Annotated in this window: 21 protein-coding genes, 1 pseudogene and 1 riboswitch; of the genes and pseudogenes, 14 read left to right on the forward strand and 8 right to left on the reverse strand. The window is 73.6% G+C overall.

The genetic code is table 11. From position 1 onward, the window contains the following. Position 1: 1 nt before the first annotated feature. The 6 genes from MTR79_RS03920 (at position 2) to MTR79_RS03945 (ending at position 7,004) form a co-directional block, all read left to right on the forward strand. Complete coding sequence (locus MTR79_RS03920; RefSeq protein WP_244789190.1) at positions 2-1,384, forward strand: PLP-dependent aminotransferase family protein; 1,383 nt, start codon at positions 2-4, stop codon at positions 1,382-1,384. 210 nt (positions 1,385-1,594) lie between these two features. Next, the gene (locus MTR79_RS03925) at positions 1,595-1,930 is read left to right on the forward strand and encodes a hypothetical protein (protein WP_048457934.1); all 336 of its coding nucleotides are present in this window, start codon (positions 1,595-1,597) and stop codon (positions 1,928-1,930) included. Positions 1,931-1,936: 6 nt separating this feature from the next. Further along, positions 1,937-3,121, forward strand: coding sequence for a glutathionylspermidine synthase family protein (locus tag MTR79_RS03930; protein ID WP_244789192.1), 1,185 nt, complete (start codon positions 1,937-1,939; stop codon positions 3,119-3,121). A gap of 85 nt (positions 3,122-3,206) precedes the next feature. Beyond that, a riboswitch (ZMP/ZTP riboswitch) is annotated at positions 3,207-3,293 on the forward strand. Between the two features lie 35 nt (positions 3,294-3,328). Further along, the gene (locus MTR79_RS03935; RefSeq protein WP_086700033.1) at positions 3,329-4,780 is read left to right on the forward strand and encodes a glycine hydroxymethyltransferase; all 1,452 of its coding nucleotides are present in this window, start codon (positions 3,329-3,331) and stop codon (positions 4,778-4,780) included. Positions 4,781-5,203: 423 nt separating this feature from the next. Beyond that, on the forward strand, positions 5,204-6,217 hold the full coding sequence (gene trpS / locus MTR79_RS03940) for a tryptophan--tRNA ligase (RefSeq protein ID WP_048458016.1): 1,014 nt from the start codon (positions 5,204-5,206) through the stop codon (positions 6,215-6,217). Between the two features lie 208 nt (positions 6,218-6,425). Further along, positions 6,426-7,004, forward strand: a complete 579-nt coding sequence (locus MTR79_RS03945; protein WP_086700035.1) for a 2'-5' RNA ligase family protein — start codon at positions 6,426-6,428, stop codon at positions 7,002-7,004. 16 nt (positions 7,005-7,020) lie between these two features. Here the strand turns inward: MTR79_RS03945 and MTR79_RS03950 are convergent, their stop codons facing one another. Then, entirely contained in the window at positions 7,021-7,776 is a 756-nt protein-coding gene (locus MTR79_RS03950) for a decaprenylphospho-beta-D-erythro-pentofuranosid-2-ulose 2-reductase (protein WP_102640873.1), read from the reverse strand. 35 nt (positions 7,777-7,811) lie between these two features. Then, positions 7,812-9,161, reverse strand: a complete 1,350-nt coding sequence (locus MTR79_RS03955) for an FAD-binding oxidoreductase (protein WP_086700038.1) — start codon at positions 9,159-9,161, stop codon at positions 7,812-7,814. A gap of 132 nt (positions 9,162-9,293) precedes the next feature. On the opposite strand from MTR79_RS03955, the gene MTR79_RS03960 reads away from it, so the two are divergent. The 4 genes from MTR79_RS03960 to MTR79_RS03975 are packed head-to-tail and all read left to right on the forward strand — an operon-like array spanning position 9,294 to position 12,098. Further along, entirely contained in the window at positions 9,294-9,827 is a 534-nt protein-coding gene (locus MTR79_RS03960; protein ID WP_086700039.1) for a phosphatase PAP2 family protein, read from the forward strand. Next, complete coding sequence (locus tag MTR79_RS03965) at positions 9,824-10,759, forward strand: decaprenyl-phosphate phosphoribosyltransferase (RefSeq protein ID WP_086700041.1); 936 nt, start codon at positions 9,824-9,826, stop codon at positions 10,757-10,759. Before MTR79_RS03960 ends, MTR79_RS03965 begins: the two co-directional genes overlap by 4 nt. Further along, positions 10,756-11,193, forward strand: coding sequence for a GtrA family protein (locus MTR79_RS03970; RefSeq protein WP_244789193.1), 438 nt, complete (start codon positions 10,756-10,758; stop codon positions 11,191-11,193). Before MTR79_RS03965 ends, MTR79_RS03970 begins: the two co-directional genes overlap by 4 nt. Then, entirely contained in the window at positions 11,181-12,098 is a 918-nt protein-coding gene (locus MTR79_RS03975) for a YihY/virulence factor BrkB family protein (RefSeq protein WP_086700042.1), read from the forward strand. Before MTR79_RS03970 ends, MTR79_RS03975 begins: the two co-directional genes overlap by 13 nt. Here MTR79_RS03975 and MTR79_RS03980 read toward each other — a convergent pair. Beyond that, positions 12,046-13,323 (reverse strand): D-alanyl-D-alanine carboxypeptidase, encoded by a 1,278-nt coding sequence (locus tag MTR79_RS03980; RefSeq protein ID WP_346153546.1) that lies wholly within the window; start codon positions 13,321-13,323, stop codon positions 12,046-12,048. The two genes, MTR79_RS03975 and MTR79_RS03980, sit on opposite strands and share 53 nt — an antisense overlap. 91 nt (positions 13,324-13,414) lie before the next feature. Between MTR79_RS03980 and MTR79_RS03985 the strand changes: the two genes are divergently transcribed. After that, entirely contained in the window at positions 13,415-13,663 is a 249-nt protein-coding gene (locus tag MTR79_RS03985; protein WP_048457923.1) for a hypothetical protein, read from the forward strand. A 32-nt stretch (positions 13,664-13,695) separates the two neighbouring features. After that, positions 13,696-15,015: a metallophosphoesterase gene (locus MTR79_RS03990; RefSeq protein ID WP_086700045.1), complete on the forward strand. Its 1,320-nt coding sequence runs from the start codon at positions 13,696-13,698 to the stop codon at positions 15,013-15,015. Between the two features lie 402 nt (positions 15,016-15,417). Here MTR79_RS03990 and MTR79_RS03995 read toward each other — a convergent pair whose 3' ends face one another. Then, complete coding sequence (locus MTR79_RS03995) at positions 15,418-16,890, reverse strand: HAMP domain-containing sensor histidine kinase (protein ID WP_244789194.1); 1,473 nt, start codon at positions 16,888-16,890, stop codon at positions 15,418-15,420. After that, positions 16,887-17,576 carry a response regulator transcription factor gene (locus MTR79_RS04000; protein ID WP_048457921.1) on the reverse strand — a complete coding sequence of 230 codons (690 nt, stop codon included), beginning with the start codon at positions 17,574-17,576 and terminating at the stop codon, positions 16,887-16,889. The genes MTR79_RS03995 and MTR79_RS04000 overlap by 4 nt, the downstream gene beginning before the upstream one ends. Before the next feature lie 162 nt (positions 17,577-17,738). On the opposite strand from MTR79_RS04000, the gene MTR79_RS04005 reads away from it, so the two are divergent. Next, positions 17,739-20,165: an MMPL family transporter gene (locus MTR79_RS04005; protein WP_244793049.1), complete on the forward strand. Its 2,427-nt coding sequence runs from the start codon at positions 17,739-17,741 to the stop codon at positions 20,163-20,165. Positions 20,166-20,200: 35 nt separating this feature from the next. Here the strand turns inward: MTR79_RS04005 and MTR79_RS04010 are convergent, their stop codons facing one another. The 3 genes from MTR79_RS04010 to MTR79_RS04020 form a co-directional block, all read right to left on the reverse strand. Beyond that, complete coding sequence (locus tag MTR79_RS04010; protein ID WP_199217929.1) at positions 20,201-20,995, reverse strand: TetR family transcriptional regulator; 795 nt, start codon at positions 20,993-20,995, stop codon at positions 20,201-20,203. A 30-nt stretch (positions 20,996-21,025) separates the two neighbouring features. Next, on the reverse strand, positions 21,026-21,469 hold the full coding sequence (locus MTR79_RS04015; protein WP_244793051.1) for a DUF393 domain-containing protein: 444 nt from the start codon (positions 21,467-21,469) through the stop codon (positions 21,026-21,028). A gap of 140 nt (positions 21,470-21,609) precedes the next feature. After that, the gene (locus MTR79_RS04020) at positions 21,610-22,017 is read right to left on the reverse strand and encodes a hypothetical protein (RefSeq protein WP_086700053.1); all 408 of its coding nucleotides are present in this window, start codon (positions 22,015-22,017) and stop codon (positions 21,610-21,612) included. 232 nt (positions 22,018-22,249) lie between these two features. On the opposite strand from MTR79_RS04020, the pseudogene MTR79_RS04025 reads away from it, so the two are divergent. Then, positions 22,250-23,713, forward strand: a pseudogene (locus MTR79_RS04025) (MFS transporter); the annotation flags it as partial. Between the last annotated feature and the right edge of the window lie 175 nt (positions 23,714-23,888).

A 23,888-nucleotide genomic window follows, 5' to 3' on the forward strand; every position in this document is an offset into this window, starting at 1 on the left:
CATGGCGGAACGCTGGGCCACTTTCGGCATCGACCTGCATCTGGACCCGAGCGGTCCCGGGCTGCGGCGCGGCCTCACGGACGCCCTGCGGGAGGCCGTCCGCGGCGGCCGGCTGGCCCCCGGCATCCGGCTGCCCTCCTCCCGCTCCCTCGCCGCCGACCTGGGCATCGCCCGCAACACCGTCGCCGACGCCTACGCCGACCTGATCGCCGAGGGCTGGCTCACCGCGCGCCAGGGCTCCGGCACCCGCGTCGCCCCGCGCGCCGTCCCCGAGCGCCCGGCCGCCCCCACGCCCCGCCGCACCCCGGGCCGGCTCCCGTACAGCCTGATGCCCGGCACCCCCGACCTCGCCTCCTTCCCCCGCGCCGAGTGGCTCAGGGCCACCCGCCGCGCGCTCGCCGCCGCGCCCCACGACGCCCTCGGCTACGGCGACCCGCGCGGCCGGCCGGAACTCCGCGAGGCCCTCGCCGACTACCTCTCCCGGGTCCGCGGTGTGCGTGCCGACCCCGGGCACGTCGTCGTCTGCTCCGGCTTCGCCCACGGCCTCCAGCTGCTGTCCGAGGTGCTGCGTGCCCGCGGCGCCCGCACCCTCGCCGTCGAGCCGTACGGCCTCGACGTCCACTGGGACCTCGTCCACCGCGCCGGCCTGGAGACCGCGCCGCTCGCCAGGGACGCCCTCGGCACCCGCGCCCAGGACCCGGGCGACGCCGACGCGGTGCTGCTCAGCCCGGCCCACCAGTTCCCGCTCGGCGGGGCCCTCCTCCCGGAGCGCCGGGCCGCCGTGGTCGAGTGGGCGCGCCGCACCGGCGGCCTGATCCTGGAGGACGACTACGACGGCGAGTTCCGCTACGACCGCCAGCCCGTCGGCGCCCTCCAGGACCTCGACCCCGGCCGGGTGGTGCACCTCGGCACCGTCAGCAAGTCCCTCGCCCCCGGCCTGCGGCTGGGCTGGACGGTGGTGCCGCCGTGGCTGCTGCCGGACGTCGTCGACCACGGCGGCGGCCGCACGGTGAGCGTCGTGGAACAGCTCGCCCTCGCCGAGTTCCTGACCTCCGGCGCCTACGACCGCCAGGTCCGCGCCGCCCGTCTGCGCTACCGGCGCCGCCGCGACGCCCTCGTGAAGGCCCTCGCCGCCGGGGCGCCCCACGTCCGCGTCACCGGCATCGCGGCCGGACTGCACGCCGTGCTCGAACTGCCGCCCGGCACCGAGCGGTCGGTCCAGCGGTCGGCCACCTGGCAGGGCCTCGCCGTGAAGGGCCTGGACTCCTTCCGCCACCCCGGCGTCACCGACCCCGTCGGCGACGCCCTGGTGGTCGGCTACGCCACCCCGCCCGACCACGCCTGGACCGGCACCCTGGACGCGCTGCTCCGCTCCCTGCCGTGACCGCGCCCGAGCCGCCTTCCGCGGCCGGGCACCTGTGGATCTTCCGTGAGCGCCCACGGCCATATCCCGTCGCACGGTGACAAAACGTCAGTCGTGACGGGGGCGGGCCCGGGGGCTCCCGTGCGTCCCGGCCGGACGGTCTCTAGGCTGTCCGCCGCGAGCCGGGCGACACGGGAACGGTCCGGCGCGACACGAGGGGGAGCGAAGGGCATGGCGCAGACACGGCGACGGCTGCGGTCCAGCACGGTGGTGCTGGGCGGCATGGGTGTGCTCGCGGCGGCACTGTCGGCCTGCGGGTCCGATCCGGACCGGCGGTGCGTGGACCGCAACAGCTACACGCTCGGCGACGGGTACGAGGTCGTCTCCGACAAGAACTGCTCCGGCGGCTCCTCCGGCTCCCTCGGCAAGAGCAGGTCCCGCTCCACCGACGCCGACTGGTACTACGACTCCGACGTCCGCAACGGCTACGCCGAGCACGGCACCTTCAGCCGCAGCGAGGCCGTCGACCGGGGCGGCTTCGGCTGCTCCGGCAGCGGCGGGGGCTGAGCCGCCGTGGAACGGCGCACCACCGAGCCCCGCCCCGGCTGGCAGCGGACCGTCGAGGAGCAGGGGCTCGTCTACCCGTTGACCCGCTACCCCGACGACTCCCTGCGCCCCTACTGGGACGAGAGCGCCTACTACGTCTTCGGCCTGGACGAGGTCGAGGCGCTCGAGGAGACCGTCGAGGAACTGCACGCGATGAGCCTGGCCGCTGCCGGGCACATCGTCGCCGAGGGCCGCTTCGCCGACCTCGGCATCACCGACCCCCGGGTCGTGGACGCCGTGACCGAGTCCTGGCGCCGCAGGGACGAACTGCCGTCCCTGTACGGCCGCTTCGACCTCCGCTACGACGGCACCGGCCCCGCGAAGCTCCTCGAGTACAACGCGGACACCCCGACCTCCCTGGTGGAGGCGGCCTCCCCGCAGTGGTTCTGGATGGAGGAGCGCTTCCCCGGCGCCGACCAGTGGAACTCCCTGCACGAGCGGCTCGTCGACGCCTGGAGGAAGCAGTCCGCGCTGCTCCCGCCCGGCAGCCCGCTGTACTTCGCCCACACCGCGGGCGACGAGTGCGGCGAGGACCTGATGACGGTCGCCTACCTCAAGGAGACCGCCGAACAGGCCGGCCTGGAGACCGACTGGCTGTCCATGGAGGAGATCGGCTGGGACCGCCTCTCCGGCCGCTTCGTCGACAACCGTCTGCGGTTCATCCGCAGCATCTTCAAGCTGTACCCGTGGGAGTGGCTCACCACCGACCGCTTCGCCGGCCACGTGCTCGACACCCTGGACAACGGCGGCGGCACCGGCTCCACCCTGTGGATCGAACCCGCCTGGAAGATGCTGCTCAGCAACAAGGCCCTGCTGGCGATCCTCTGGGAACTCAACCCCGGCCACCCCAACCTCCTCCCCGCCCACCTCGACGGCCCCCGCGAACTCGCGGAGACCACGGGCTGGGTCGCCAAGCCCCTGCTGGGCCGCGAGGGCGCCGGCGTCACCGTGCACCAGCCCGGCACCGCGCCGGCCCTCCGCGACGAACCCTGCTGCTACCAGCAGCTCGCCCCGCTGCCCGAGTACGACGGCAACCGCGTCGTCCTCGGCACCTGGGTCGTGGAGAACGAGGCCGCCGGCCTCGGCATCCGTGAGTCCTCCGGCCTGGTCACCGACACGTACGCCCGCTTCCTGCCGCACGTCATCCTCTGACCGTCGTCCCCGCCGCCGGCAGGACGCCGGGCACTCCCGCATCGCGGACACCCGCCGCGCCGGTGCGGCCCACCCGGTAACCTGGCCCGCGGGCCGTGACTGGCGCGCTGGGATGGGACCAACCATCGGGGAGCGGCCCGCGAGAAACGTGCCGTGCGCCTGGGCCATCCGTACCGTGAACGCTGAACGCTACGTCCGGAGGTCCCCATGTCTGCCGAGCCTTCGCTCACCCCCGAGTCCACCGCCTTCCGCTCCGCCCTCGACGTGATCCGCGCCGTCGAGCCGCGCGTCGCCGACGCGATCGGGCAGGAGGTCGCCGACCAGCGCGAGATGCTCAAGCTGATCGCCTCCGAGAACTACGCCTCCCCGGCCACCCTGCTGGCGATGGGCAACTGGTTCAGCGACAAGTACGCCGAGGGCACCGTCGGCCGCCGCTTCTACGCCGGCTGCCGCAACGTCGACACGGTCGAGTCGCTCGCCGCCGAGCACGCCCGCGAGCTGTTCGGCGCCCGCCACGCCTACGTCCAGCCGCACTCCGGCATCGATGCCAACCTGGTCGCCTTCTGGGCCGTCCTCGCCGACCGCGTCGAGGCGCCCTTCCTGGAGAAGACCGGCGTCCGCCAGATCAACGACCTCTCCGACGCCGACTGGGCCGAACTGCGCCAGGCCTTCGGCAACCAGCGCATGCTCGGCATGTCCCTGGACGCCGGCGGCCACCTCACCCACGGCTTCCGGCCCAACATCTCCGGCAAGATGTTCGACCAGCGCTCCTACGGCACCGACCCGGCCACCGGCCTGATCGACTACGAGGCGCTGCGCGCCACCGCCCGCGAGTTCAAGCCGCTGATCATCGTCGCCGGCTACTCCGCCTACCCCCGGCTCGTGAACTTCCGGATCATGCGGGAGATCGCCGACGAGGTCGGCGCCACGCTCATGGTCGACATGGCGCACTTCGCGGGTCTCGTCGCGGGCAAGGTCCTCACCGGCGACTTCGACCCCGTGCCGCACGCCCAGATCGTCACCACCACCACCCACAAGTCGCTGCGCGGCCCGCGCGGCGGCATGGTGCTGTGCGACGACTCCCTCAAGGACCAGGTCGACCGCGGCTGCCCGATGGTCCTCGGCGGCCCGCTGCCGCACGTCATGGCCGCGAAGGCGGTCGCCCTCGCCGAGGCGCGCCGGCCCTCGTTCCAGGACTACGCGCAGCGGATCGTCGACAACTCCCGCGCGCTCGCCGAGGGCCTGATGCGCCGCGGCGCCACCCTCGTCACCGGCGGCACCGACAACCACCTCAACCTGATCGACGTCGCCACCTCCTACGGCCTCACCGGCCGCCAGGCCGAGGCGGCGCTGCTCGACTCCGGCATCGTCACCAACCGCAACGCCATCCCGGCCGATCCCAACGGCGCCTGGTACACCTCCGGCATCCGGATCGGTACCCCGGCGCTGACCACCCGCGGACTCGGCACCGCGGAGATGGACGAGGTCGCCGGTCTCATCGACCGCGTCCTCACCACCGCCGAGCCCGGCACCACCAAGTCCGGTGCGCCGTCCAAGGCGTCCCACGTCCTCGACGAGAAGGTCGCCGACGAGATCTCGCGCCGGGCCACCGATCTGGTCGCGGGCTTCCCGCTGTACCCGGAGGTCGACCTCGGCTGAGGCCGCCCGCCGGGTTCCGGCCGGGTGACTCGGCCACACGCCGAGCAGCTGCCGGCGGGGGCCGTCGCCCCGGTTCGCCTGTGACGCACCGGCCGGTGCGGTGGGGTTCCCGTCGGGTTTCCTCGCCCCCGCCGCCCCTTCCCTTCCCGTCCCTGGGGCTGCGCCCCAGACCCCCTTTCGGCCCTTCGGGCCTCGTCCTCAAACGCCGGACGGGCTACGTGCAGCCCGTCCGGCGCTTGAGCGAGCCGCCGCGCTCACCGTGTGTTCCTCGTCTCATCGGCCATGATCGACAACAGCCACGGGGCGTGCCGCACCACATGCTCCGCGACCTCACTCCCTTGTCGTACCGCACGGAACGGCTCGGTTCCCACCTGTTCCGGACTCGTTCCTGACCGCCTTCCGGAACCTGAGAGAATGGTGTGCATGGCGACTGACCGACCCCGCGTGCTCTCCGGAATCCAGCCCACGGCAGGCTCCTTCCACCTCGGCAACTACCTCGGCGCCGTCCGCCAGTGGGTGGCGCTCCAGGAGACCCACGACGCCTTCTACATGGTCGTCGACCTGCACGCGATCACGGTTCCGCAGGACCCCGAGGAGCTGCGGGCCAACACCCGGCTCGCCACGGCCCAGCTGCTGGCCGCCGGCCTCGACCCGGACCGCTGCACGCTCTTCGTGCAGAGCCATGTGCCGGAGCACGCCCAGCTCGCCTGGGTGATGAACTGCCTCACCGGCTTCGGCGAGGCCTCCCGCATGACCCAGTTCAAGGACAAGTCCGCCAAGCAGGGCGCCGACCGCGCCTCCGTCGGCCTGTTCACGTACCCGATCCTCCAGGTCGCGGACATCCTGCTCTACCAGGCCCACGAGGTGCCGGTGGGCGAGGACCAGCGCCAGCACATCGAGCTGACCCGCGACCTCGCCACGCGCTTCAACGGCCGGTTCGGCGACACCTTCACGCTCCCGAAGCCGTACATCCTCAAGGAGACGGCGAAGATCTACGACCTCCAGGACCCGGCGGTCAAGATGAGCAAGTCGGCGTCCACCCCCAAGGGCCTGATCAACCTGCTCGACGAGCCGAAGGCCACCGCCAAGAAGGTCAAGAGCGCCGTCACCGACACCGACACGGTGATCCGCTACGACGTGGCGGAGAAGCCCGGCGTCAGCAACCTGCTCACGATCTACTCCGTTCTCACCGGCACCGAGATCGCGGACCTGGAGGAGAAGTACGCGGGCAAGGGCTACGGCGCGCTCAAGACGGACCTGGCCGAGGTCATGGTCGACTTCGTGACCCCGTTCCGGGAGCGCACCCAGCAGTACCTGGACGACCCGGAGACGCTCGACTCGATCCTCGCCAAGGGCGCCGAGAAGGCCCGCGCCGTCGCCGCGGAGACCCTCGCCCAGGCGTACGAGCGGGTCGGTTTCCTGTCCGCCAAGCACTGAGAGCACCGCGCCGGTCACGGCGCCGGCGCGGTGAACGGGCCCACGGGCCCCGTCCGTACCACCGCACAGCGCTGTACATCACTCCGACTGCGCCTGCCCGCATCCGGGTCGTGGCCGTACAGTCGAGAACGGGTGGCCGCTTCGGCGGCCACCCGGACGCGCATCCGTTCCACCACCGCGCTTCACCACCACAACGACAGGAGACGACGTGGGGACCGTAACGATCGGTGTGTCGATCGCGGTCCCGGAGCCTCACGGCAGCCGGCTTCAGCAGCTGCGCGCGGGCTTCGGCGACGCCGCCGCCTACGGCATCCCCACGCACGTCACCCTGCTGCCGCCGACGGAGGTCGCCGACACGGCCGTCCCGGCCGTCGAGGCGCACCTCGCGGAGGTCGCGGCGGCGGGCAGGCCGTTCCCGATGAGGCTGTCGGGCACGGGCACCTTCCGGCCGGTGTCGCCGGTGGTGTACGTCAGGGTCGTCGAGGGCGCCGAGGCCTGCACGCGGCTGCAGCAGCAGGTCCGCGACCCCGCCGGTCCGGTCGCCCGCGAGCTGCAGTTCCCGTACCACCCGCACGTCACCGTGGCGCACGGCATCGACGAGGCGGCCATGGACCGCGCCTACGAGGACCTGGCGGGCTACGAGGCCGAGTGGCCCTGCACCGGCTTCGCCCTCTACGAGCAGGGCGCCGACGCGGTGTGGCGGAAGCTGCGCGACTTCCCCTTCGGGACCGTCGTGGTGCCACCGCAGGCCGGACACGCCGACCGGGGCTCGGTCTCCGCGCGTTGACCCGGGCGGCCGGCCCTCACACCGGCAGCCGGCGGAACACGCCCCGCGGCAGATGCCGCAGCGCCGACATCACCACGCGCAGCGCGCCCGGCACCCACACCGTCTCCGAGCGGCGTCGCAGCCCCAGCTCCACGGCCGTCGCCACCGCCTCCGGAGTGGTGGCCAGCGGCGCCTCCGGCAGCCCCGCCGTCATCCGGGTGCGCACGAACCCGGGGCGCACCACCATCACGTGCACGCCCGTGCCGTACAGCGCGTCGCCGAGGCCCTGCGCGAACGCGTCCAGGCCGGCCTTGCTGGAGCCGTAGATGAAGTTGGCGCGGCGGGCCCGCTCGCCCGCGACGGACGACAGCACCACCAGCGAGCCGTGCCCCTGAGCCTGGAGCGCGCCCGCGCAGACCAGGCCCGCGGAGACCGCACCGGTGTAGTTGGTCTGCGCGACCCGCACCGCGGCCCCCGGGTCCCGCTCGTCGCGCGCCTGGTCGCCCAGCATGCCGAAGGCGAGCAGCACCATGTCGACGTCGCCCTCGGCGAACACCTTGCCGAGCGCGTCCTCGTGGCCGGCCGGGTCGAGCGCGTCGAAGTCGACGGTGTGCACCTCGGCGCCGAGCGCGCGCAGCTGCCCGGCCGCCTCGTCGAGGCCGGGGGAGGGGCGGCCGGCCAGCCACACCGTGCGGGTGCGGCGGGCGATCAGCCGCCGCGTGACCGCCAGCGCGATCTCGGAGGTACCGCCGAGCACGAGCAGGGACTGGGGGAGGCCGAAGGCGTCCTTCACGACAGCTCCTCAGGGGGCCGGGAGAGGGGAGGGGGTCACAGGCACAGGCGGCGGGACAGGTCCGAGGTGAACACCCCGCGCGGATCCAGCTCGGCGCGCAGGGCGCGGAAGTCGTCCAGCCGGGGGTACATGGCCGCGAGCAGGCCGGGGCGCAGCCGGGAGTCCTTGGCGAGGTAGACGCGGCCGCCGGCGGCGGCGACCTCCTGGTCGAGCTCGTCGAGGAAGGCGCCGAGGCCCGGCAGCGACGCCGGGATGTCCAGCGCCAGGGTCCAGCCGGGCAACGGGAACGACAGCCAGCCGGGGTCGGCGTCCCCGAACCGCTTGAGGACGGCGAGGAACGACGGGCAGCGGCGCTCGGAGATGCGGCGCACGATCCGGCGCAGGGTCTCCTCCCGGCCGTGCCCGACGACGAACTGGTACTGCACGAAGCCGCCCCGCCCGTAGATCCGGTTCCAGTGCGGCACACCGTCCAGCGGGTGGAAGAAGGCGGGGATCCGCTGGAGCTCCCCGGTCCGCGCACGGGGCGCCTTGCGGAACCACAGCTCGTTGAACAGCCCCACGGTGGTCCGGCTGAGCAGCCCCTCCGGCACGAAGGCGGGCGGGGCGGGCAGACGCGAGGTGCGGAACGACAGCGGCTCACGGCGGGCGGAGCGCGGCAGGGCCTCGAGCGGGGCGTGGTCGCCGCGGGTGAGGACGGCGCGGCCGGTGGCCTTCCCGCGCGCCAGCAGGTCGATCCAGGCGACCGAGTAGCGGTAGCGGTGGTCGGTGTCGGCGAGACGGGCCATCAGATCGTCAAGATCGGACGCGCGTTCGGTGTCGACGGACATCCAGGACGTCCGCACGGGCTGGAGCCGGACCGTCGCGGTGAGGATCACCCCGGTCAGTCCCATGCCGCCCGCGGTCGCCTCGAACAGCGGCGTGCCCGGAACCACCGTGCGGACCTGCCCGTCGGCGGTGAGCAGCTCGAACGACAGCACATGGCGCGAGAAGGACCCGCTGACATGATGGTTCTTGCCGTGGATGTCGGCGCCGATCGCCCCGCCGACCGTCACGTACCGGGTGCCGGGCGTCACCGGCACGAACCAGCCGAGCGGCAGCAGCACCTCCATCAGCCGGTGCAGGGACACGCCCGCGTCGCACAGCACGGTGCCGCCGTCGGCGTCGATCGCGTGGATCCGGTCCAGGCCGGTCATGTCGAAGACCTCGCCGCCCGCGTTCTGCGCGGCGTCCCCGTACGCCCGGCCGAGACCGCGCGCGATGCCGCCGCGCGCCCCGCACCCCCGGACGGCCAGGGCGGCCTCCTCGAACGTCCGCGGACGGACCAGCCGGGCGGCGGACGGAGCGGTGCGGCCCCACCCCGTGACGGAAACGGTGTCGGCAGGCATGACGGCGACCGTATCGCCCCTCTGTGGGCCGTTGGTTTTGAAACGTCAATCCCGTCCCCGAAACGGGTGATTAATGGGATGTCGTCCCGAAGTGATGGAATTCCGGTGCGCCGGAGGTGAACAGTGAGCCACATGGACGACCAGCACGACCTCTTCCGGCCCCGCGGTCTCCACGGGGTGGACCACCGGATCGTCTCCGCGCTCAGGGCGTGCGGCTCCGATCCGCGCGTGGCCGGGGCCGCGCGCGCCCTGTCCTGGGCGGGGGAGCACGGCGCCGTATGGGTCGCGGCGGGCCTCGCGGGCGCCGTCGTGGACCGTCCCCGGCGCGGCGCCTGGCTGCGCGGCACCGCGCTCACCGCGGGCGCGCACGCGGCGAGCTCGGTGGTGAAGCGGGTCGTGCGCCGCCCCCGTCCGGCGCACGTCGAACCGCTGGTCGGCACCGTCGGACGGCACTCCTTCCCCAGCTCCCACGCCACCTCCGCCGCGGCCGCCGCCGTCGCCTTCGGGACGCTCGGCGCCCGCGCGGTGCCTCCGCTGGCCGCCGCCGTGTGCGTGTCCCGGCTGGTGGCCGGCGTCCACTACCCGTCGGACGTGGCCGCCGGCGCCGCCCTCGGGGCGCTCACCGCCAGGCTCGGCGCCCGCTGGATGACGGGAGGCACGGCGTGACGCTGCTCGGCGAACGCTCCGACCGCGGGCAGGCCACGCCGTCCGTCCGGGGCGGGCTCCTCATCGGTCTGCTGCGCACCGCGCGCCCCAAGCAGTGGGTCAAGAACGTCCTGGTGGCCGCCGCCCCCGCCGCCGCGGGCGTCCTCTTCACCGCGCACGCCCTGACCCGGCTCGCCCTGGTGTTCGTGCTGTTCACCGCCTGCGCCGCCGCCGTCTACCTGGTCAACGACGCGCGCGACGCCGAGGCCGACCGCGCCCACCCCGTCAAGTGCCGCCGCCCGGTGGCCGCCGGACAGGTCCCGGTGCCCGTCGCCTACGCCGCCGGGACCGCCCTCGGCGTGCTCGCCCCGGCCGCTGCCGCGCTGCTGTGCCCGCCGGAGCTGGCCGCGCTGCTCGCCGGCTACCTCGTGATGCAACTGGCCTACTGCGTCAGCCTCAAGCACGTCCTCGTCGTCGATCTCGCCGTCGTCACCGCCGGGTTCGTGATGCGCGCGACGGCGGGCGGGCTCGCCCTCGGCATCCCGCTGTCCCGCTGGTTCCTCATCACCACCGGCTTCGGCGCCCTGTTCATGGTCGCCGCCAAGCGCTACTCCGAGGCCGTGCAGCTCGCCGGGAACGGCGGCGCCACGCGCGCGCTGCTCACCGAGTACACCACCGGCTACCTGCGGTTCGTGTGGCAGCTCGCGGCCGGGGTCGCCGTCCTCGGCTACTGCCTGTGGGCCCTGGAGGAGGGCGGCGTGCCGCACACCAGCGTTCTGCCCTGGCGTCAGCTGTCCGTCGTCGCCTTCGTCCTCGCCGTGCTGCGCTACGCCGTCTTCGCCGACCGGGGCACCGCGGGCGAACCGGAGGACGTGGTGCTCGGCGACCGCGCCCTCGCCCTCATCGGACTGGTGTGGGCGGCGATGTACGCCCTGGCGGTGGCCGACTGGTGAGGGACCGCCTGCGCCGGCACCGGCGGGAGCTCCTCGGCTTCGCGACCGCGGGACTCCTCGCCTACGCCGTCGACCTCGCCCTCTTCACGTATCTGCGCGGCCCCGGCGGACTCGGGCCGCTCACCGCGAAGGCGCTGTCCTTCGTCGCCGGCTGCACCGTCGCCTACGCGGCCAACGCCCACGGCACCTACCGCGACCGGCGCGTGCGCGGCGCCCGCCCGTACGCGGTGTTCTTCGCCGTCAACCTCGCCGGCGCCGCCGTACAGCTCCTCTGCCTCGCCGTCAGCCACTACGGGCTGGGCTACACCTCGCAGCGCGCGGACACCGTGTCCGGTGCGGTGGTCGGCATGGCACTGGCCACCGTCGTCCGTTTCTGGGGCACCAGGACATTGGTCTTCCGTGACGCGGGCAGAGTCGGATCGTGGACTGGCTGAGAAAGCTCCCGGTGGTGGGGCCGTGGGTGACCCGTATGTCGCTCACGCACGCGTGGCGGTCGTTCGAGCGGCTGGACCGGGTGCACTGGACGCGGCTCGCCGCGGCGATGACGTTCCGCAGCTTCGTCGCGCTGTTCCCGCTGCTCACCGTGGCCGCCGCGATCGGCGCGGCGACCCTCGGCAAGGAACGCCAGGACACCCTTCAGGACAAGATCACCGACCAGGTGCCCGGCATCTCCGACCAGATCGACGTCGGGGAGCTGGCGGCCAACGCGGGCACCGTCGGCCTGATCGCCGGCGCCGCCCTGGTGTTCACCGGGATCAGCTGGGCCGGCCTCATGCGGGAGTGCCTTCGCGTGGTGTGGGAGCTGCCCGACGACGACGAGAACCTCCTCCTGCGCAAGGCCAAGGACGCGGGCATCCTCGTCGGCCTCGGCGGGGCGATCCTCGTCACACTGGCCGCCTCCGCCGTCGCCACCGCGCTGGTCGGCCGGATCAGCGACGCCGCCGGACTGGAGAAGGGCGGCTGGGGCGGAATCGTCCTGCAGACCGCCGCGTTCGCCGTCGCCGCCGGCACCGACTTCCTGCTCCTGCTCTACGTCCTCACCCTGCTGCCCGGCGTCCAGCCGTCCCGGCGCCGGGTGACCGTCGCCGCGCTCACCGGGGCCGTCGGCTTCGAACTGCTGAAGCTGCTGCTCAGCGGCTACATCCAGGCCGTCGCCGCGAAAAGCATGTACGGCGCGTTCGGCGTCCCCGTGGCGCTGCTGCTGTGGATCAACCTCACCACGAAACTCGTCCTGTTCTGCGCCGCCTGGACGGCCACGCCCAGCAAGGAGGACGAGCCCGACGAGGTCAGGGACGGGGACGACGGCGCACCAGGTCCGGCAGCGGCCAGCGCCGGTTGACCAGGAACACGCCGCCCGCGAGCAGCGCCACCACCCCGCCGGCGATGCCCAGCGCCACGCCCATGCCGTCGGCGCCGCCGCCGGTGTGCGCGCTCGCCACCGGCTTCGACCCGGCGCCGGTGCCGCCGCCCGCCTGGCCGGGCGACGCGGACGGACCGGCCGCGGCGTTCGCCTCCTCGACGCTCTTCGGCGGAACCAGCTCGCCGACCGGCTCGACCTTGCCGGCCGCGGCGAAGCCCCAGTCGAAGAGGCGCGCGGTCTCCTTGTAGACCTCGTTCGACTCCTTCTTCACCGGGTTCATCACGGTGACCAGCAGCACCTTGCCGTCGCGTTCGGCGACGCCGGTGAAGGTCGCCCCGGCGTGGGTGGTGTTGCCGTTCTTGACCCCGGCTATGCCCTGGTAGACGGGCACGTCGTAGTCGCCGCTGAGCAGCCGGTTGGTGTTCTGGATCTCGAAGGAGCCGCGGACCCGCTTGCCCTTCTTGTTCTTCCTCGTCTCCCCGGGGAACTGCGCCCGCACCGTCGAGCAGTACTCCCGGAAGTCCTTCTTCTGCAGCCCGGAGCGGGCGATCAGGGTCAGGTCGTACGCGGAGGACACCTGGCCCGGGGCGTCGTAGCCGTCGGGGCTCACGGCGTGCGTGTCGAGGGCCTGGAGCTCCTCGGCGTGCTCGTTCATCTCGTCGACGGTCTTCTCCACGCCGCCGTTCATCGCGGACAGCACGTGCACCGCGTCGTTGCCGGAGCGCAGGAAGACGCCGAGCCACAGGTCGTGGACGGTGTACGTCTCGTCCTCCTTGACGCCCACCATGCTGGACCCGGAGCCGACACCCGCCAGGTCCGAGGGCTCCACCCGGTGCGTCGTCGTCCGCGGCCACTTCGGCAGCAGCGTGTCGGCGAACAGCATCTTCAGCGTGCTCGCGGGGGCCAGCCGCCAGTGCGCGTTGTGCGCGGCGAGCACGTCGCCGCTCTCGGCGTCCGCGACGATCCACGAGCGGGCGGACAGCTCCTTCGGCAGCACCGGCACCCCGGCGGCCAGGTTCACCTGGGTCCCCGGCCTGCCCAGCCGCTCGCCGCCCACGGTCGACATGCGGGCCGGCGGTGCGGCGGACGGGGACGTCGTCGGCTTGGGCGCCGCGAGGGCGGCCGGCGCGGTCAGCGCGGTGGACAGCAGGACGGCGGAGGCGACCAGCGCGGAGCGCCGTACGGTCTTCTCGGTAGCGGGCACGGTCCGCAAGGTACATGCCATCTCGGTGGACGTCCCTGCCCGGTCCCCACCCCGCGACGGGAACCGGACACCGCGTGGCGATACTGGACGCATGAAGCTCAGCCGCCCCGTCTCCTGGTTCCTGCTCGCCTTCGGGGTGTGGAGCTGGGTCATCTGGATCACTTTCGTCAAGAACCTGGTCAAGGACAGCAGTGGGCTCGCCTTCGACGACGGGCACCCCACGGCGTACTTCTTCGTTCACCTGACGCTCGCCGTCGTCTCCTTCGTACTGGGGACGGTCGTCGGGGGCATCGGGTTGCGCGGTCTGCGCGCATTGAGCCGGACGTCACGAACCTCGTGACGCCGTAACGGGAAACAGGGGAAGTCCGCCTCGTGGCCATCGTCTTCGTATTCGTCGCACTGCTGGTCGTCGCCGTCCTGGTGACGGGCAACTGGTATGTGTGGCGCCGACTGTTCCGGGACACCACGGCGGGGCCCGGCCCCGTGCGCCGCATCGGCGCGGCGGTGGTCGTAGGAGGGTGGCTGCTGTTCATCGGCGGCATGGTCGCCTCCCGCACGGAGGCTCCGTTCACCCTCCAGCGCCTGCTGGCCTGGCCGGGGTACCTGTGGCTGGCCCTCACCCTGTACCTGCTGCTGGCCCTGCTGGCCGGCGAACTGGTCCGCCCCGTGCTGCGCAGGGTGCTGGAGCGCCGGGCACGGGCGTCCGCCCCGGAGCCGGCCCGCGACTTGATACCGGCGGGCCGGGCGGCGAGCGCGGACCCGGAGCCGGTGCAGAGTCCGGAGGCGACCGGCTCGGCGCAGGACACCACGAAGGGCCCCGAGGCGGGCGCCACGACGGAGGAGGGCTCCGCGACGGACGGTTCCGGCCCCTCCCGTCGGCTGTTCGTCTCCCGGGTCGTCGGCGGAGCCGCCGCGGCGGCCGCGGTCGGGACCGTCGGGTACGGGACCTACGGCGTCCTGCGCGGACCGAAGGTGAAGCGGGTCACCGTGCCGCTGGCCAAGCTGCCGCGCGCCGCGCACGGATACCGGATCGCCGTGGTCAGCGACATCCACCTGGGCCCGGTGCTGGGGCGCGGCTTCGCGCAGAAGGTCGTCGACACGATCAACTCGACCCAGCCCGACCTGATCGCGGTCGTCGGCGACCTGGTCGACGGCAGCGTGCAGGACCTCGGCCCCGCGGCCGCCCCGCTGGCCCAGCTGACCGCACGTCACGGGTCGTTCTTCGTCACCGGCAACCACGAGTACTTCTCCGGCGCCGAGCAGTGGGTCGAGGAGGTCCGCCGGCTCGGCCTGAACCCGCTGGAGAACGCCCGCACGGAGCTGCCCCACTTCGACCTCGCGGGCGTGAACGACGTCGCCGGCGAGGACGAGGGCCAGGGGCCGGACTTCGCCCGCGCCCTCGGCGACCGGGACCGCGCGCGGGCCTGCGTGCTGCTGGCCCACCAGCCGGTGCAGATCCACGAGGCCGTCGACCACGGCGTGGACCTCCAGCTCTCGGGCCACACCCACGGCGGCCAGCTCTGGCCGGGCAACCTGATCGCCCGCGGCGCGAACCCGACCCTGGCCGGCCTCGACCGCTACGGCGACACCCAGCTCTACGTCAGCCGAGGCGCCGGCGCGTGGGGCCCGCCCACCCGCGTGGGCGCCCCCTCCGACATCACGGTGATCGAACTGGCCTCCCGCCAGGCGTAGCCCCGACCGACGCGTTCCCCTCCGGCGACGGGCCGGCGGGTCCCCCGCGGGGGACGACCGGCGTGTTGCCCGGGGATGCTCGGGGTTCGGCTGGTCGGTGTGTCCGTGGCCGGTTGGCGCTGGGTCGGCGGCGGTCCGTGATCGGTCGGCGGGGCCGGTAGGTGTGGTCGGCCCAGGCTTTCCGGGCCGGTCGGGGTGCCCGTCATCGATGTTCCCCGGGGTGGCCGGCGACCCGCGTGTTGCCCGGGGATGCTCGGCCTCCGGCCGGTCGGGGTGTCCGTGGCCGGTTCGTGATCGGGCCGTAGGGCCGGTCGGCGGGCCCGGTCTCGGCTCCCCGGGCCGCGGAGGGAGCGTCCGCCTGCCGCGCTCCCCGGGGCGGCCGGCCCCACTCAGGGCGCCCGCTCAGTCCGCCCGCGTGAATGTCTCCGTGCACGGCGGCAGCGTCACCGTGACCGTCAGGCCCTCCCCCGGGGCCGTGTCCACCGTGACCTCGCCGCCGTGGGCGTGGACGACACCCTGCACGATCGCCATGCCGAGGCCGCTGCCCGCGCCGCCGCCCGCGCGGAAGAAGCGGTCGAAGACCCGGCCCGCGTCCTCCGGGGCGAGACCCGGGCCCTCGTCCGCGACCCACAGCCGCACCTCGCCGTCCGCGCGGGCCACACCGAGCCGTACCGGCACGTCGGCGGGGGTGTGCGTGCGGACGATGCCGACCAGGTTGCCCAGGATCTGGCGGAGGCCCGCCTCGTCGGCGTGGACCAGGACCGCACCCTCCGCGTCCACCCGCACCGGACGGTCCGGTTGCTGCACCCGGAGGTCCTGCGCCGCGTCCCGCGCCAGCCGGCACACGTCCACGTTCCGCTTCCGCAGCTCCGGACGCTGGTCGAGGCGGGCCAGCACCAGGAGTTCGTCGACCAGCCGTCCCATCCGGTCGGACTCGGTCGTCATCCGGTCCCAGGCCCGCCTGCGCTCCGTGGGGTCGCGCAGCATGCCCCGCTCGTAGAGCTGGAGGTAACCGCGGATCGCCGCGAGCGGAGTGCGCAGCTCGTGGGAGGCGTCGGCGACGAACCGCCGCAGCTGCGCCGCGCTGCGCTCCCGGGTGCGGTACGCCGACTCCACCTGCTGGAGCATCGAGTTGAGCGCCAGCCGCAGCTGCTCCACCTCCAGGGAGGTGTCGCAGCTGGAGGGCACCCGCCGGGTCAGGTCGCCCTCGGCGATCGCCGACGACGTCTCCACCATGTCCTCCAGCGGCCGCATCCGCCGCCGTACCGCCATCATGGTGAGGCAGGCCAGCACGAGCAGCAGCAGCGTGCCGATGGCCAGGTCGAACCTGACCGCCTTGGCGACGCCGTCGTGCAGCGGCTCGGTGGAGCCGGCGATGAGGACACCGGTGCCGTCGGCGAGGCGGGCGGCGGTGACCCGGTAGGCGTTGCCGCGCACGGTGAGGTCCTGCGGCTCCGGGTCCCGGATCAGCGCGCCCGGGTCGCCCACGGCGTCCGCCAGGTCGCGCTGCGCCCGGGACGGGGCGAAGCCGAACACGGGGACCGGCTCGCCTTCGCGGTCCACGGCGGCGAAGACCGAGTCGGGGGCGTCGTCGTCCTGGTTCCATTCGGGATCCACCCGGTCGCGGAGGAAGCGCAGCGCGCTCAGCGAGTCGATCTGCCGCAGCGTCAGCTCGGAGCCGCCGAGGGAGTCGCGGGTGCGGACCAGTTCCGTGTCGATCTGGTCGAGCAGGTAGTAGCGCATGCCGAGGACGCTCACCGCGGTCGCGGCGACGATGCCCAGCGCCAGCAGCACCACGTTCGCCAGCGTGAGCTGCGCGCGCAGCGACCGCACCCGGGGGCGGCCGGGGTGCGGCAGGCGTGTCCGGCGTGTCACGTCAGCCCGTACCCGACGCCGCGCCGGGTGGTGATGACCGGCGGGCCGAGGGTGTCCAGCTTGCGCCGCAGATAGCTGATGTAGGTCTCCACGACGGTCGACTCCTGCGGGACGTGCTCGTACTGCCAGACGTGCCGCAGCAGTTGCTCCTTGGGCACGACCCGGCCCGCGTTGCGCACCAGGAAGCGCAGCAGCGCGTACTCGGTCGGGGTGAGCTCGACGCTGCGGCCCGCGCGGCGCACCGAGTACGTCGTCTCGTCCAGCTCCAGGTCGCCGTGGCGCAGCGGCGCCCGCTGCGGCAGCACGTCGGCGGGGCGGGTACGGCGCAGCACGGCCGTGATGCGGGCGACCACCTCGTCGATGTTGAACGGCTTGGTGATGTAGTCGTCGCCGAAGCCGAGCGCCCCCACGATCTCGGCCGGGGCGTCCCGCGCGGTGAGGAACACCAGCGCCGTCTCCGGCCTGCGCTCGCGCAGCTCGCGGCCGAGGGCGCGGCCGTCGCCGTCCGGCAGCATCACGTCGAGCAGGGCGCAGTCGGGCCGGGTGTGCTCGGTGAGGGCGAGCGCCTCGCGGACCGTGCCCGCGGTCATGACCTCGAAGCGGTGGTAGCGCAGCGCGATCGCGAGGACGTCCGCGATGCTCTCCTCGTCCTCCACGACGAGCACGGTGCCGGGAGCTGTCGTCATGTCCCCAGTATCGGCGTGACCGTCCGGCGAAGTGCCGGTTGTCGCTTTGGAGTTCCTTGAGAGTCCCGGGCGAGTCGTGTCCCCGGGCGGGCGCCGCCGTCGATTCTGACGCCAGGACCCGGGGGACCGACGGAGCGACGAAGGAGCGGACACGTGGCGGTATTGGCACGCTGGTGCTATCGGCATCGGCTGGTGGTCCTGGTGCTGTGGGTGGGGGCGCTGTTCGGACTGGGCGTGACGGCGAGCAGCGCGGGCACGAACTACGCGGAGGTCTTCTCCCTCCCGGACACGGACTCCAAGCGGGCCTACGACCTGATGCGCAAGGCCTTCCCGGAGCGCGCCGGGGACACGGACACCGTGGTGTGGAAGACCGACGAGGGCACCGTGCGCGACGCGGCGGTGCGCTCCCGGATGGAGGACGCGCTCGCGGAGATCGGGCGCATGGAGGGCGTCGGCGCGGTCGCCGGGCCCTACGACGAGCGGGGCGCGGCGCAGATCAGCGAGGACGGGCGGATCGCCTACGCGCAGGTGACGTTCGCCGAGCAGGCGGACGCGGTGCCGAAGGCGCTGGTGCAGGACGTGGTCGACACGGCGCGGGCGGCGGCCGGTGACGGGCTCCAGGTGGAGCTCGGCGGCCAGGCCATCACCCGGGTCCAGGAGCCGCCGACGGGCACGGCCGAACTGGTCGGCATCCTCGCGGCTGCCGTGGTGCTGTTCCTGGCGTTCGGGTCGGTGTTCGCGATGCTGTTGCCGATCGTGGTCGCCGTGTTCGGCGTCGCGGGCGGCATGTTCGGCACGCAGCTGATCAGCCATGTCACCGACGTCCCCGAACTGGCCTCGCTGCTCGCCACGTTGATCGGTCTGGGCGTCGGCATCGACTACGCCCTGTTCATCGTCACCCGGCACCGGAAGGGCATCCTGAGCGGCAAGGACCCGGAGGAGGCCGCGGTCGCCGCGCTCAACACCTCGGGCCGGGCGGTGCTGTTCGCGGGCGGCACGGTGTGCATCGCGCTCGCCGGGATGCTGGTGACCAACCTGCGGTTCCTGGACGGCGTCGTCATCGGCACCTCCCTGACGGTGGTGCTCAGCGTGCTCGCCGCGATCACCCTGCTGCCCGCCCTCCTCGGTGTGCTGGGGCACCGGGTGCTCAGCCGCCGTCAGCGCCGCCGGCTCGCGGCTTCGGAGACGAAGGGCGAGCAGGTGAGCGGTCTCGCCGTGCGCTGGTCGGCGACCGTGCAGCGCAGGCCGCGCGCGGTGGCCGCCGTGGCGGTGGTGCTGATGGCCGCGCTCGCGGTGCCGCTGCTGTCGCTGCGTCTGGGCACCGTGGACCAGGGCAACGACGACGCCTCGACCACCACCCGCAAGGCATACGACCTGCTGGCCGAGGGCTTCGGTCCCGGCTTCAACGGCCCGCTCCAGGTGGTCGTGGACGGCGAGGCGCCCACCGGACTCGTCAAGGCGGTCGAGGACACCGAGGGCGTCGCCCAGGTGGCGGCGGCCCCGCCCGCGAACGGGGTCAGCGTCATCCAGGTCGTGCCCACCACCTCCCCGCAGGACGTGGAGACGGACCGGCTGATCGACACCCTGCGCGAGGACGTCATCCCCGCGGCGGGCGTTCAGGCGCACGTCGGCGGTGTGACGGCGGTGTCCAAGGACTTCGCCTCGGTGACCGGCGACCGGCTCCCCCTCTTCGTCGGCACGATCATCGGTCTTGGCTTCCTGCTCCTGCTGCTCGCGTTCCGCTCCCTGGTGGTGCCGCTGACGGCCGCCGTGATGAACCTGCTCGCGGCGGCGGCCTCGTTCGGCGTGCTGGTCATGGTGTTCCAGTGGGGCGTCGGCCTGGACGTGCTGGGGCTCGGCACGGAGGGCCCGATCGCGTCGTTCCTGCCGATCATCATGCTGTCGCTGCTGTTCGGGCTCTCCATGGACTACCAGGTGTTCCTGGTGAGCCGGATGCACGAGGAGTGGGTGCACACCCGGGACAACGCCCGCGCGGTGCGGGTCGGACTGGCGGAGACCAGCCGGGTCATCAACTCCGCCGCCCTCATCATGGTCTGCGTCTTCCTCGCCTTCGTGCTCAGCGGCGACTACGGCGCCGCCATGGCCGGCGTGGGACTGGCCGCAGCGGTCGCGCTGGACGCGTTCGTGCTGCGCACCGCGCTGGTCCCGGCGGTGATGCATCTGCTGGGGCGGGCCAACTGGTGGCTCCCGGCCGGGCTGGAGAAGCGGCTGCCGCACCTGGCGGTCGAGCCGAAGGAGGAGGACGACGACGGTCCGCCGGCACCCGCGCCGGAGGAGAAGGCCGTGGACGGGGCCGCCTCGGTGGTGCACGGCTTCGTGCGCACCCCGGAGGGCGAGCCGGTGCGGGGCGCGGCCGTCACGCTGCTCACCCCCGGCGGCCGTCAACTGGACCGGGTGGCGTCCCTGGCGGACGGGGCGTACGTCGTGGCGGTCCCGTCGCCGGGCACCTATCTGCTGGCGGTGTCGGCCTCGCCGCACGGGGCGCGGGCGGCGCACGTGACCGTGGGGGAGGGGCCGCTCGTCCACGACGTGGAGCTGGCGCCCGGCGGGGTGGACGTCGTCAGCTGACGGAGACGGCCCGACGGGGACGGCCGAGGGCGAGGTCAGCCGTCGTCGCCGGGGCGCTTCTCCCCGTCGTCCCCCGCGCCCTCGCCCCGCCGGCCGGAGTTCCTCCGGCCGGCGGGGTCGGGCAGCGCCCGGGTCATCCCGGGCAGGAACTCCGTGAACAGCTCGTGCACGTCCCGCACCAGCGGCCGCAGCACCCGGAACCGGGCCAGGGCGACGCCCCGCGCGGTGAGCCGGGCACCGCGCTCGGCGAGCCGGTAGCTGCGTTCGCGGCCCTCGGTGCGGTCGAAGATCCAGTACAGGCACAGCCCCATCTGGGACAGCCACATCAACTCGGGCAGGATGTCCCGCAGTTCCTCGGGCACCTTGGTCCTCGTCCCGGCCAGCACCGCCCGGTGCACGCTGATCGCCTCCTCGCGCGCGTGCTCCGACTCGGGCGAGAAGGGGCTGAGCGGGCTGTCCGGGTCGGCGGCGTTCTTGAAGAACTGCACCGCGAACTCGTGGTACGGCGTGGCGATGTCCAGCCACGCCTTCAGCACGCCGGCGAGGCGGGCCTCCAGGTCGGTCTCCCGGGCGAGCACGTCCCGGACCGCAACCTGGTGCTCGGCGGCGATCCGGTCGTAGAACCCCTGGATCAGGTGTTCCTTGCCCTCGAAGTAGTAGTACGCGTTGCCGACGGAGACCCCGGCCTCCTTGGCGATCGCCCGCATGGTGGTCCGGTCGTAGCCGCGCTCCTGGAACAGCCGCATGGCGGTCTCCAGGATCAGGGCGCGGGTCTGCTCGGACTTGCTGAGGTGGGCGCCGGGGTCGGGGCCGTCGTTCTTCGCGGGCACGGGAACAGAGCCTAACGTCCGCCGCCCGGGCTACGGGGCGGCGCAGGCCTCGGAGCCGCAGCCGGGCGGGGTGTGGTGCCAGCCGTCACGCGGGTCGTACGTCCACCCGTCGGCCCGGCGGTGCACCCGGCCGCCCCCCGACGCCGTTTCCCCGCGCCACTTGGCGGCGGCCAGCACCGCACCCTTGGCGAACCGCATCCCGGAGGGGGTGCTCAGCCGGTGCGCCAGCCGCCGGTGGTCGCGCAGCGCCCACAGGGTGACGATCCAGGCGGCCGCGCCCCGGTACACCTGCCCGCCGTCCCCGACCACGGTGATCTCGGACAGGGTGGACCCGTGGTCGAGGCCGGGGAAGCGGGTCCGGGCGGCGGGTGACCCCGCCGGGACGAACTCCAGGGGGACGAGCTGGGGCCGCTTGATGAGCCAGTTGCGGACATACGTGCACAGGGGGCAGTCCGCGTCGTACAGCACGGTCAGCCTGCGGAGCGGGAGGCGGCCGGCGTCGTACTCGCGGCCGAGGGGGTGCCTCGCGGTGTCGTACGCCCGGTGCGGCCCGTCGGGGGCTGGGCGCGCAGTTCCCCGCGCCCCCGGGGGCGTCGGCCCGCCGGCGACCGCGTTCACGCCTGGGCCGCCGGGACGGTCCAGCCCTGCGGGGGCACCGGCGGGTTCTGCTCCCGCTCCATCACCCCGCGCCGCCGGATGCGGTTCAGCACGTACACGTTGGCCAGGTGCATCACGCCCAGGACCAGCAGCACCACGCCCAGCTTGGTGGAGAGCGCCTCGAAGACGCCGCGGGTGTCGGTGACGGTGTCGTCGTCGCTCAGGTAGAGGGCGACGAAGCCGAGGTTCACCAGGTAGAAGCCGACCACCAGGAGGTGGTTGACGGCGTCCGCGAGCTTCTCGTTGCCGTGCAGCACGTCGGCGAGGAAGACCCGCCCGTTGCGGCTGAGCGTGCGGGCCACCCAGACGGTCAGTCCGATGCTGACGACCAGGTAGATGACGTAGGCGATGACGGTGCGGTCCATGCCCCACCCCTTCTTGAACGCGTTCAAAACGCTGACGGGATGACTGTAGCGGCTTCTTTTGAACATGTTCAACTCCTTGCGCCGGCGGCCCGTGTCGTCTCCCGGCACCAGGACGGCGGCCCGACCGGTGCGCGCGCACCAGGTGAAGACGGTGACGGGCGACGATGCCCGTGGGGGCCGCCGGACGGAACTGTGGGACGTGCTCACCGACCCCTACGAGAACGGGACGTCCATGTCCGACACCCTGCTCCCTCCGCCGCGTCTACCGCGGCCCGCGATCGCCGCCCTCGGGGTGCTGGCGCTCGCCCTGGGCGCGCTCCAGTCCGTGGTGGAGCCCGCGCTCCCGCTGCTCCAGCGTGAGCTGGGGCTCGGCCCCTCCGAGGGCGCGCTGGTCGCCAACACCCTGCTCGTCACCGGCGCGGTCCTCACCCCCGTCGCCGGGAAGCTCGGTGACCGCTACGGCGGCAAACGCGTGCTGATGAGGCTGATGGCCGTCGTCGCGGCCGGCGGGCTGCTGGCCGGGCTGGCCCCCGGACTGCCGGTGCTGCTGGTCGGGCAGGTCCTCCAGGGAGCCATGGTCGGCGTGCTCCCGCTGTCCTTCATCCTGGTCCGCGCCCATCTGCCGGCCGGACGCACCCAGGCGGCCATCGGCGTGGTCGTCGCCCTGTTCACCGGCGGCGGCATGCTCGGCATGCTCGGTGCCGGACTGATCGCGGAGCACCTGTCCTGGCACTGGATGTTCGTGCTGCCCACCCTCGTGGTCGTCGCGGCGGCCGTCTTCGTGGCGCGGCTGATGCCGTCCGACGAACCGGTCCGGCAGGGCGAGCGGATCGACTGGCCCGGCGTCATCCTGCTGAGCGCCACCCTGCTCGCCTTCGTGCTCGGCCTCGTCCTGCTGACCGGCGGCGGTCTTCCGCCCCTCGCCGCGGGCGCGTTGCTCGTGCTCGTGGCCGTGCTCGCCACCGCCTGGGTGCGCGTCGAGCGCAGGGCCGTCTCCCCGATGGTCGACCTGCGCATGCTCGCCCGGCCCGCGATGTGGCAGGCGGGCCTGCTCACGCTGCTCGTCACCATCACCCTCGGCATGGTCACCCTGCTGCTGCCGCAGCTCCTCGCCGTGTCGGGCGACGGCTACGGCTTCGACGCCGACACCACGGACATCGGTCTCTACCTGCTGCCCGGCGCGATCGCCGGGGCCATGAGCGACGCGGTCGGCGGGGTCGCCGCCCGACGGTTCGGTGCCCGTGCCGTGGTCGTCGTGGCCGTCCTCGCCACCGCCGCCGCCATGTTCGGGCTGGCGGCCCAGCACGACTCCGCCTGGCAGCTCGCCCTCGCCAAGACGCTGACCGCGTTCGCCGCGGGCCTCGCCACCACCGCGCTGCTGGCCAACACCGCCACCGCCGTCGACCCCGGGGACACCGGCATCGCCACCAGCCTGCTCGTGGTCACCCGGGTGATCGGCGTGATCGTCGGCACCCAGATCGCGGGCGCCCTGCTCACCGCCGGGACCGAGGCCGGCACGAAGGTGCCCGCCGAAGCGGCCTTCACCATCGGCTTCGCCGTCACCGGCGTCACCGCGGCGCTCGGCCTGCTCCTCGTCCGCGCCACCAGGGTCGCGCGTGGCACCGGGACCCAGGGCACCACCGGGTCCGCGCGTCCCGTCGAGTCCTCGCGGACCACCGAGCCCGCGCACCCCGTCAGCCCCGCGCACCCCGCCGGGGCCGCGCAGGCCTCCGTGTCGCACACCCCCGGGGCCGCGCAGGCCTCCGTGTCGCACACCCCCGGGGCCGCACAGGCCTCCGTGCCGCACGCCCCCGAGGCCGCACTCCCCGCGCCGCACACCCCCGAGGCCGCTCACACCTCCGCGAAGAAGG

The sequence above is a fragment of the Streptomyces sp. BJ20 genome, assembly GCF_022869105.1.
Classification (GTDB): Bacteria; Actinomycetota; Actinomycetes; order Streptomycetales; family Streptomycetaceae; genus Streptomyces; species Streptomyces griseoincarnatus.

Bases quoted from the DNA above. Each gene is read 5' to 3' on its own strand.
- MTR79_RS03920 (WP_244789190.1), top strand. From the start codon at position 2: ATGGCGGAACGCTGGGCCACTTTCGGCATCGACCTGCATCTGGACCCG.
- MTR79_RS03925 (WP_048457934.1), top strand. From the start codon at position 1,595: ATGGCGCAGACACGGCGACGGCTGCGGTCCAGCACGGTGGTGCTGGGC.
- MTR79_RS03935 (WP_086700033.1), top strand. From the start codon at position 3,329: ATGTCTGCCGAGCCTTCGCTCACCCCCGAGTCCACCGCCTTCCGCTCC.
- trpS (WP_048458016.1), top strand. From the start codon at position 5,204: ATGGCGACTGACCGACCCCGCGTGCTCTCCGGAATCCAGCCCACGGCA.
- MTR79_RS03955 (WP_086700038.1), bottom strand. From the start codon at position 9,161: ATGCCTGCCGACACCGTTTCCGTCACGGGGTGGGGCCGCACCGCTCCG.
- MTR79_RS03960 (WP_086700039.1), top strand. From the start codon at position 9,294: ATGGACGACCAGCACGACCTCTTCCGGCCCCGCGGTCTCCACGGGGTG.
- MTR79_RS03985 (WP_048457923.1), top strand. From the start codon at position 13,415: ATGAAGCTCAGCCGCCCCGTCTCCTGGTTCCTGCTCGCCTTCGGGGTG.
- MTR79_RS04000 (WP_048457921.1), bottom strand. From the start codon at position 17,576: ATGACGACAGCTCCCGGCACCGTGCTCGTCGTGGAGGACGAGGAGAGC.
- MTR79_RS04020 (WP_086700053.1), bottom strand. From the start codon at position 22,017: ATGGACCGCACCGTCATCGCCTACGTCATCTACCTGGTCGTCAGCATC.